This window comes from Streptomyces sp. NPDC093089, from assembly GCF_044754405.1.
Classification (GTDB): domain Bacteria; phylum Actinomycetota; class Actinomycetes; order Streptomycetales; family Streptomycetaceae; genus Streptomyces.
This window is the reverse complement of record NZ_JBIVPA010000014.1, coordinates 266,212-273,565: the sequence shown is the minus strand read 5'-3', so window position 1 is coordinate 273,565 and position 7,354 is coordinate 266,212. Positions and strand designations below refer to the sequence as shown.

At 70.6% G+C, this 7,354-nt stretch carries 8 protein-coding genes; 5 read left to right on the top strand and 3 right to left on the bottom strand.

Translation table 11 applies throughout. The annotated features are described in order from the left end of the window. Positions 1-90 precede the first annotated feature (90 nt). Together ACIQFX_RS30505 and ACIQFX_RS30500 are read right to left on the bottom strand one after the other, a co-directional pair. Positions 91-348 (bottom strand): hypothetical protein, encoded by a 258-nt coding sequence (locus ACIQFX_RS30505; protein ID WP_402469991.1) that lies wholly within the window; start codon positions 346-348, stop codon positions 91-93. Next, positions 242-544 carry an SRPBCC family protein gene (locus ACIQFX_RS30500; RefSeq protein ID WP_402469955.1) on the bottom strand — a complete coding sequence of 101 codons (303 nt, stop codon included), beginning with the start codon at positions 542-544 and terminating at the stop codon, positions 242-244. Before ACIQFX_RS30500 ends, ACIQFX_RS30505 begins: the two co-directional genes overlap by 107 nt. 192 nt (positions 545-736) lie before the next feature. Between ACIQFX_RS30500 and ACIQFX_RS30495 the strand changes: the two genes are divergently transcribed. The 5 genes from ACIQFX_RS30495 to ACIQFX_RS30475 all read left to right on the top strand — a co-directional run bounded on the left by ACIQFX_RS30495 (position 737) and on the right by ACIQFX_RS30475 (position 5,438). Then, positions 737-1,501, top strand: coding sequence for a hypothetical protein (locus ACIQFX_RS30495; RefSeq protein WP_402469952.1), 765 nt, complete (start codon positions 737-739; stop codon positions 1,499-1,501). A gap of 220 nt (positions 1,502-1,721) precedes the next feature. Beyond that, entirely contained in the window at positions 1,722-2,813 is a 1,092-nt protein-coding gene (locus ACIQFX_RS30490) for a sugar ABC transporter substrate-binding protein (protein WP_402469950.1), read from the top strand. Positions 2,814-2,856: 43 nt separating this feature from the next. Beyond that, a complete protein-coding gene (locus tag ACIQFX_RS30485; protein WP_402469947.1) occupies positions 2,857-3,636 on the top strand; it encodes an ATP-binding cassette domain-containing protein in 780 nt (259 codons plus the stop codon). After that, on the top strand, positions 3,633-4,916 hold the full coding sequence (locus ACIQFX_RS30480; RefSeq protein WP_402469944.1) for a sugar ABC transporter permease: 1,284 nt from the start codon (positions 3,633-3,635) through the stop codon (positions 4,914-4,916). The genes ACIQFX_RS30485 and ACIQFX_RS30480 overlap by 4 nt, the downstream gene beginning before the upstream one ends. A gap of 18 nt (positions 4,917-4,934) precedes the next feature. Continuing rightward, positions 4,935-5,438: a DUF6328 family protein gene (locus ACIQFX_RS30475; protein WP_402469942.1), complete on the top strand. Its 504-nt coding sequence runs from the start codon at positions 4,935-4,937 to the stop codon at positions 5,436-5,438. Between the two features lie 33 nt (positions 5,439-5,471). Here ACIQFX_RS30475 and ACIQFX_RS30470 read toward each other — a convergent pair whose 3' ends face one another. Beyond that, positions 5,472-7,205 (bottom strand): BCCT family transporter, encoded by a 1,734-nt coding sequence (locus ACIQFX_RS30470; RefSeq protein ID WP_402469940.1) that lies wholly within the window; start codon positions 7,203-7,205, stop codon positions 5,472-5,474. Positions 7,206-7,354: the final 149 nt, after the last annotated feature.

Genomic DNA, 7,354 nt, shown 5'->3' with positions numbered 1-7,354 from the left:
CCAGAAGGGCGTCCAGGTTTGTCTTCACACACTGACCAACGGGCGCCCTTCGCCATGGTCGCGACCAGCACGAACATCGGACTCATTCATCTAGGGTGCGGCGGAGCTCTCGAGGATGCCCTTGAGGGTGCGTTCGTCCTTCGGTATCTCCTTGCGGACGTGGGGGCGGACGACGAGGGGGACGAAGGCCTTTCCGATGCCGTGGCCCTCGAAGTCGAGCGAGAGGGTCACGCGGGACCGCTCACCGTCGTCGAGGGGTTCGATGGCGCCCTGGACGTCGCCGCGTACGGGGCCGTCGATGCCGTGCACGTGCCAGTGCCTCGGCGGGTCGAGTGCGACGACCTGCATGGTCCGGGTGATCTCGCGCCGGCCGAGGCGCCGGGTGACGGCGACCTTCGACCCGACGCCGAAGGGGGCGTCCCCGACGCCTGCGGACGGAGACCGCGCTCTCCTGCCATTCGGGCAGGTGCGTGGGGTCCGTCACGTAGCCGAAGACGTCGGCGGGCGCGCGGGAGATGTCGATGGATTCCGTGATGGCGGCCATGATGCCTTCTTCGTCCGACGGGAGGCCCCGTCGGCATCCGCTCGCCGGCGCGGACTCGTTGTCGCTTCATACGAATTGTCCCACTGGGGGCGGTGTCGGGCCAGGGTCGATCTGAGTAGCGGTACTCATGCCGGCGCGGGGCGTCGGCGGGACCATGGCGCGAGGACGGTGCTGGGGCGCGGAGGGGGCGGCATGCGCAAGGTCGTGGGTGGTCTGGTGGTGGCGGGACTGGCGGTCGGCGCGCTGGTGCTGGCGTACGCGGTGGGGGCGCCGCCCGGCACGGTGCTGGCCGTCGGCGCGGGGGTGCTCGGGCTGCTCTGGCTGCTGCTGCTCCTGACGGCGCCGTGGAACCTCTACTTCCGGGCCCACGCGGTGCTCGCCGAGATCGCGGTCAGCCGGGCGAAGGGCATCGCGGTCCCGAAGGAGCGGGACGCCGAGGCGGGGCGCATCGCGCGGGTGATGCTGCGGGTCGCCGTCGCCGGCCATCTGGCGACCGCGGCCGCGGCGCTGGCGGTGGCCGCGACGACGGGCCGCGAGGCGGGCTACTGGTGTGCCGGGTTCTTCCTGGCGAGCACGTTCTTCCGGCCGGCCGGCGCGTACTTCGGGCAGCTGCGGCGCAGGCTCGGCACGCTCCTCAGGGAGGTCACGTACCCGCGTGACGACGTGGTGGCGCTGCGCGACCGGGTGGCCGCCCTGGAGAGCGGAGCCTCGGTCCTGGACGGCAAGGCGGAGGAGCAGTACCGGGCGCTCGCCGAGCTGCGCCGTACCGTGGACGCCGTCGCCCTCTCCGCGCACGAGCGCGCCGACGCCACCGACCGGAGGATCGCCGCCCTGGCCCGGGAGTTCGAGTCGACGGTGAACCGGCTGACCGACAACGAGGAGATCATCACCGGCCTCAAGGCGTTCCTGCGGCTGCTGCGGGCCACCGACGCGGTCGACGGCTCCGCGCCGTCGTGACCGGGCGGCGGCAGGCGGGGCCGCCGCCGTGACGGGCGGCGACGGGTGGGGCCGCCGTCGTGACGGGCTGCGGCCGGGTGGGTCCGTCGCCGTGACCGGCCGCGCCTCACCCGCTTGCCGGTCTCCAGGTTGCGGCTAATGTCGATATATAGGCCACAAGTTCTTCCGGCTGCCGTGTCCGCACGGCGAGGGGAAGGGGGGCGGACGAAAGGAGCCTCCCATGACCCGAACACTGCGGGCCGCGATAGCCCTGGCCGGTGCCGCCGCATTCTCCCTGGGTGCGGTGGCGGTCGGCGGCGCGTCCCAACCGGGCACGGGATCGGCGGCGCAGGGCGACGTGAAGATCGGCCTGCTGCTGCCGGAGAGCAAGACCACGCGGTACGAGAAGTTCGACCGGCCCTACATCGAGGCCAAGATCAAGGAGCTGGCTCCGGACGCCCAGATCGACTACTACAACGCCGCGGAGAGCGCGACGACCCAGCAGCAGCAGGTCAACACCGCGCTCGCCAAGGGCGACAAGGTCCTCATCCTGGACGCCGTGGACGCCAAGTCCATCCAGTCCTCCGTGCAGAAGGCCCATGACGCGGGCGTGAAGGTCGTCGCCTACGACCGCCTCGCACAGGGTCCGGTCGACGCCTACGTCTCGTACGACAACCGCAAGGTGGGCGAACTCCAGGGCCAGGCACTCCTGGACGCGCTCGGCGACAAGGCCGGCAGCGGCGTGATCGTGATGCACAACGGTTCGCCGACCGACCCGAACGCGGCGGAGTTCAAGGCGGGCGCGCACTCGGTCCTCGACGGCAAGGTGAAGATCGGCAAGGAGTACGACACCCCCAACTGGGACCCGAACAACGCCAACCAGCAGATGTCCGGCGCGATCAGCGCCCTCGGCAAGGACGAGATCGTCGGCGTCTACTCCGCCAACGACGGACTGGCCGCAGGCATCTCGACCGCCCTCAAGGCGGCGGGCATGAACGTGCCGCTGACCGGTCAGGACGCCCAACTCGACGCGATCCAGCGGATCCTGCTCGGCACCCAGACCATCACCATCGAGAAGCCGTACAAGCCGGAGGCCGACATCGCCGCGACGATGGCCGTCGACCTCGCCGAGGGCAAGCCGCTCCCGGCCGACCTGACGCCCACCACCGTCACCAGCGGCAGCGGACAGAAGGTCCCGGCGAACCTGCTGACCCCGGTCGTCGTCGACAAGACCAACATCAAGGACACCGTCGTCAAGGACGGCCTCTACACGGTCCAGGAGATCTGCACCCCGACGTACGCGGCGGCCTGCAAGGAGGCCGGTCTCCAGTAGCGACGGGCGCCCCGGCCCAGCTCTCCGTGAGGAGGCGGTTCCTTTGCAGGAGTCACCCGTGCTCACCCTGCGGGGGATCTCCAAACGGTTCGGCGCGGTCCAGGCGCTGAAGGGATTCGATCTGGAGGTGCGCCCCGGCGAGGTCGTGGCGCTCGTCGGCGACAACGGCGCCGGCAAGTCCACGGCCGTCAAGACCATCGCCGGGGTGAACCCGCCCGACGAGGGCGTCATCGAGTGGGAGGGCCGGCGGGTCTCCATCAACCGGCCCCACGACGCCCAGAACCTCGGCATCGCCACCGTCTACCAGGACCTGGCCCTGTGCGACAACCTCGACGTCGTCGCCAACCTGTTCCTCGGCCGCGAGCTGCGCCGCTTCGGCGTGCTCGACGAGGTCCGCATGGACCAGCGGGCGCACGAGCTCCTCGACACGCTGTCGATCCGCATCCCGAGCGTCCGCATCCCGGTCGCGTCCCTCTCCGGCGGTCAGCGGCAGACGGTGGCCATCGCCCGCTCGCTGATCGGCGCGCCGAAGGTCGTGATCCTCGACGAGCCGACCGCCGCGCTGGGCGTGGAGCAGACCGCGGAGGTCCTCGACCTGGTGGAGCGGCTCCGCGAGCAGGGTCTCGGGACGATCCTGATCAGTCACAACATGGTGGACGTGATGGCCGTCGCGGACCGGATCTCCGTCATGCGCCTCGGTCGCAACAACGGCGTCTTCGACAGGCGCTCCACGACCACCGAGGAGATCATCTCCGCCATCACCGGCGCCACCGACAGCGCCGTCACCCGCCGCCAGGCCCGCAAGCGGGAGGGGGAGCGATGAAGCGCGACAGACGCGTCCCGGGTCCCGACGACGCCACCCAGGAACCGGCATCCGGTGCCGTGCCGGCCGTCGACACCCGGCTCCTCGTCCGCGAGGAGGGCCTGAAGGGGTACCTCGGGGAGTTCCGGCGCAAGCTGCGCAGCGGTGAGCTGGGCTCCCTTCCCGTGGTGCTGGCCGTGATCATCATCTGGACGGTGTTCGGCAGCCTGGACAGCACGTTCCTGTCGGCGCAGAACCTCTCCGACCTCAGCCAGCAGATCGTCGGCACCGGCATGATCGCCGTCGGCATCGTCTTCGTCCTGCTGCTCGGCGAGATCGACCTGTCCGTCGGGTCGGTGAGCGGCCTGTGCGCCGCGATCTTCGCCGTGCTCAACGTGCTGAACGGGATGAACGAGTGGCTGGCGCTGCTGATCGCCGTGCTGGGCGGCGCCGCGGTCGGCCTCATCCAGGGGTTCTTCTTCGCGAAGGTCGGCGTGCCGGCGTTCGTCGTCACCCTGGCGGGCAACCTCGCCTGGAACGGGCTGATGCTCCAGATCCTGGGCACCAGCGGCACGGTCAACATCCCCGGCGAGAGCATCGTCTCCCGGCTCTACTCGACGATCTACCACAGCCCGGCCGCCGCGTACGTGACGGCGGCGGTCGGGGTCGGGCTCTTCCTGGCGGCCTCGCTGCTCGACGCCCGGCGCCGCCGCGCGGCGCGGGTGCCGTCCCGGCCGGTCGCCGAGATCGTGCTGCGCACGGTCGTGCTCGCCGCCATCGCGTTCGCCACCGCGTACATCCTCAACCAGTACCAGGGGCTGCCGCTGGCCCTCCTCGTCTTCCTGATCCTGCTGGTGCTCCTGGACTTCGTGCTGCGGCGCACCACGTACGGCCGGCGGATCTTCGCGGTGGGCGGCAACATCGAGGGCGCGCGCAGGGCGGGCATCAGCGTCGCGTTCGTCCGCATGACCGTGTTCTCGATCTCCGGGACCATGGCGGCGGTCGGCGGCCTGTTCCTCGCCGGGCAGATCCAGTCCGCGAGCCAGACCTCCGGCGGCGGCAACCTGCTGATGAACGTCATCGCGGCGGCCGTCATCGGCGGTACGAGCCTGTTCGGCGGGCGCGGTTCGGTCTGGTCGGCGCTGCTCGGCGCGCTGGTGATCGGGTCGATCCAGTCCGGCATGAACATCATGGGCGTCAGCAACGCCGTCCAGTTCATGATCACGGGTTCGGTCCTGCTGGCCGCCGTGGTCGTCGACTCCCTGTCCCGCAGGAGCCAGAAGGCAGCGGGCCGGGCCTGAGCCCCCGGAGGAGCACCGATGGGCACCGAGCCGCGGAAAGCGCGCGACGACCGCCGGAGCGAGACCGAGACCGAGCGCGCCGACCGGCGCTGGCAGGAGGTCATCCAGGAGATCCGGGTCGCGCAGACCGGCGTGCAGATCCTCCTCGGCTTCCTCCTCACGGTCGTCTTCACCCCGCTCTTCCAGGGACTGTCGCAGACCGACAAGACGATCTACATCGTCACGGTCGTCCTCGGCTCCCTGGCGACCGGCGCGCTCATCGGCCCGGTGGCCTTCCACCGGATCGTGTCGGGGCGGCGGATCAAACCCCAGGCCGTCGTGTGGGCCTCCCGGCTCACCTTCGTCGGCATCGTCCTCCTCCTCGCCACCCTGACCTCGGCGCTGCTCCTGATCCTGCGCGTGGCCACGAACGACACGTACGTACCGTGGCTCGTCGCCGGGGTCCTCGTCTGGTACCTCCTCTGCTGGTTCGGCCTCCCTCTGTGGGTGCGCGCCCGGTACACCAGCCAGGAGGAGGAGTGAGCGTCGTCCCGGGCGTGGGCGGGCGTCCGTTTCCTACGGCCCGTCGACGTCCGTCGCGCCGGGGCCGATCCTGAGCTCGAAGTCGCCGTCGTATCGCTCGTGGCCCGCGATCACGGCGAGTTCGACGACCTCCACGCCCACCTCGCCCCGGACGATCAGCGGGTCCTTGCGCAGGTCCCTCATGAGCGCCACGCACATGCCGATCATGACGAGCACGAAGGGCGCGGCGACGAGGATGGTGAGGTTCTGGAGTCCCGCGAGCGCGTCGCCCTGGCCGTCGCCGACGAGGAGCATGACGGCCGCGACCGCTCCGGTCAGCACGCCCCAGAACACGACGACGGGACGGGTGGGTTCGAAGGCGCCGCGCTGGGAGAGCGTGCCCATCACGAGGGAGGCGGCGTCCGCCCCGGACACGAAGAAGATCCCGACGAGGACCATCACGAGCAGGCTCATGACCCCGGTGAGGGGGAACTCCTGGAGCAGGCCGAAGAGCTGCCCCTCGGGGGTGGTCTCCGCCGCCAGGCGGCCCTCCTCGCTGAGCTTCATCGCCGTACCGCCGAAGATCGCGAACCAGATCAGGCTGACGGTGCTGGGGACGAGGATGACGCCGCCGACGAACTGGCGGATGGTCCGGCCCCGGCTGATGCGGGCGATGAACATGCCGACGAAGGGCGTCCAGGAGATCCACCACGCCCAGTAGAAGACGGTCCAGCTGCCGAGCCAGTCGTGGATGTCCGCGCCGCTGGTGGCCTCGGTGCGGCCGGCGAGCTGCGGCAGGTCGTCGATGTAGGCGGCGATCGAGGTGGGCAGCAGGTCGAGCACGATGATCGTGGGGCCCGCCACGAAGACGAAGACGGCGAGGACGACCGCGAGCACCATGTTGGTGTTGGAGAGCCACTGGACGCCCTTCTCCACGCCGGAGACGGCGGAGAGGACGAAGGCCACGGTGAGCACGGCGATGATGCCGACGAGCAGCCCGGTGCCGGTCTTCTCCATCCAGCCCAGTTCCTCCATGCCGCTGCCGATCTGGAGCGCGCCGAGGCCGAGCGAGGCGGCGGAGCCGAAGAGCGTGGCGAAGATGGCCAGGATGTCGATGAAGCGGCCGGGACCGCCGTACGCCCACCGCTCGCCGATCAGCGGGACGAAGACGGCGCTGACGGTCTGGCGGCGGCGGCGCCGGAAGGTGGAGTAGGCGATGGCGAGGCCGACGACGGCGTAGATCGCCCACGGGTGGAGCGTCCAGTGGAAGAGCGTGGTGGCCATGGCCGTCTGCATGCGCTCGGCCGAGTCGACGGGGTGCGTGCCGGGGGGCGGGGTGCCGTAGTGGGCGAGGGGTTCGCTCACCCCGTAGAACATCAGGCCGATGCCCATGCCGGCGCTGAACATCATGGCGATCCACGACACGGTCCGGAACTCGGGGCCCTCGCTCTCCTGGCCGAGGGTGACCCGGCCGTAGCGGCTGACGGCGAGCCACAGGGCGAACACCACGAACCCGGACGCGACGAGCATGAACGCCCAGCCGCCGTTGCGGATCAGTCCGTCGAGGAGCTTGCTGGAGGTGCTCTCCAGGCTGTCCGTGGCGGTGGCGCCCCACACGACGAAGGCGACGGTGAGGACGGCGGTGACGCCGAAGACGATCCGGTCGGTACGGGCCCGGTGGTGCTGGTCGGGGCGGCCGGGCAGGTCCGCCGTCACGGGCAGCGGCGCCCCGCCCGCCCCTTCGGCGCCCGCTCGGCGGCCGTCGGGCTTCCGTTCTTCCTGAGACACGAAAGACACCTTTCACGGCATCGGGAACAAATGTGACGATGTATCCGTAAGGCAACCACAGACCGGGCGGGGCCAGTCGGGGGACACACGCGGTACGGACCGACGTATCCTCGGCCCGGCACGCCCGACGACGGACGGAAGAGGACGGA